The organism is Psychrobacillus sp. (assembly GCF_056205495.1).
The window spans coordinates 1-1969 of record NZ_JBAEAP010000412.1 but is presented as its reverse complement, the minus strand read 5'-3'; the positions used below and the strand labels follow the sequence as shown (position 1 = coordinate 1969).

Below are 1969 nucleotides of genomic sequence, written 5' to 3'. Positions count from 1 at the left end.
GTATGCGTTTCCGTACAGGTGGTGCTTTTAATGCACCAGTAACTATACGTTCACCTTTTGGTGGAGGAGTTCATACACCAGAAATGCACGCAGATAGCTTGGAGCTTTTAATGACTTCAACTCCTGGTGTGAAAGTGGTTATTCCATCTACACCTTACGATGCAAAGGGTTTACTAATATCCGCTATTCGTGATAATGATCCAGTTATTTTCTTAGAACATATGAAATTGTATCGTTCTTTCCGCGGTGAAGTTCCTGAGGAAGAGTATACTATTCCTCTTGGAAAAGCAGACGTGAAACGTGAAGGTACTGATTTAACGATTATTACTTATGGTGCAATGGTTCAAGAAAGCTTGAAAGCAGCTGAGGAACTAGAAAAAGAAGGCCACTCTGTTGAAGTTGTGGATCTTCGTACTGTACAACCATTAGATATCGAAACAATCATTGCTTCTGTAGAAAAAACAAACCGCGCAATTGTTGTACAAGAGGCGCAAAAACAAGCTGGTATTGCAGCAAACGTTGTTGCAGAAATTACAGAGAGAGCTATTCTAAGCCTAGAGGCTCCAGTTCTACGTGTGGCTGCACCAGATACTGTATTCCCATTCTCTCAAGCAGAGACAGTTTGGTTACCAAACTCTAAAGATATAATGGAAACAGCAAAGAAAGTATTAAATTTCTAAAAGAAACGAACAATAGAAAGGGTGAGCACTTTGGCATTTGAATTCCGCCTACCGGATATTGGAGAAGGTATACATGAAGGAGAAATCGTTAAATGGTTTGTTAAGGCCGGTGACGAAGTTGATGAGGACGATATCCTTTGCGAAGTACAAAATGATAAAGCTGTAGTAGAAATTCCTTCACCTGTAAAAGGAAAAGTAACAGACGTGTTGGTAAGCGAAGGAACAGTTGCTGTAGTTGGCGACGTACTAGTTAAGTTGGATGCACCAGGCTATGAGGATCTTCAATTTAAAGGAGACCACAGTGGTGAAGAAAAAACAGAAGCTCAAGTACAATCTACTTTAGAGGATGGCAAGGAAGTGGAGAAAGAAGCAGTTGATGCTTCTAAAAATCAGCAACCTTCTACACCTACTAAAGAAAAGACTGAAACTACAGAGGTTAAACCTAAAGGCGACACTCGTGTAATCGCGATGCCTTCCGTTCGTAAATTTGCTCGTGAAAATGAAGTGAATATTGCAGACGTAAATGGTACTGGTAAAAACGGTCGAATTCTAAAAGAGGACATTGAAGCATTCCTTTCTGGAGACCAATCGGTAGAAGAAACTAAATCTTCAGCACCAGCTGCTGAACAGGAGAAAGCGCAAGAAACAAAATCTACTGCTCCTGTTAGCTTGAAAGGAGACTTCCCTGAAACACGTGAGAAGCTTTCACCAATGCGTAAGGCAATTGCAAAAGCTATGGTTAATTCCAAGCATACTGCTCCACACGTAACGCTTATGGATGAAGTTGATGTAACAGAGCTAGTTGCTCATCGCAAGAAGTTTAAAGAAGTAGCAGCAGAAAAAAATATCAAGTTAACTTACTTACCTTACGTAGTAAAAGCATTAGTTAGCACTTTACGCGAGTTCCCTGCTTTAAATACTTCGTATGATGATGATACAAACGAAGTTATTCAAAAGCATTATTACAACATCGGGATTGCAGCGGATACGGACAAAGGTTTGTTAGTACCTGTTATTAAAAACGCAGATCGTAAATCTGTATTTACAATCTCTGATGAAATTAATTCATTAGCGACTAAAGCTCGAGATGGCAAATTAGCTCCTGCTGAGATGAAGGGTGCATCATGCTCCATCTCTAATATTGGCTCTGCAGGGGGGCAATGGTTTACACCTGTTATCAACCATCCTGAAGTTGCAATCCTTGGAATTGGTCGAATTTCAGAAAAACCTGTAATAAAAAATAGTGAAATTGTAGCCGCTCCTGTGTTAGCATTATCATTGAGCTTTGA

General features: G+C 40.0%; 2 protein-coding genes. Both read left to right on the top strand.

Annotated elements, in window-relative coordinates; all coding sequences use genetic code 11:
• A partial coding sequence (locus tag AC06OU_RS12145; protein ID WP_475856068.1) for an alpha-ketoacid dehydrogenase subunit beta occupies positions 1-680 on the top strand: 680 nt, incomplete at its 5' end.
• Between the two features lie 30 nt (positions 681-710).
• On the top strand, positions 711-1969 hold a 1259-nt coding region (locus AC06OU_RS12140), incomplete at its 3' end, for a dihydrolipoamide acetyltransferase family protein (RefSeq protein WP_475856066.1).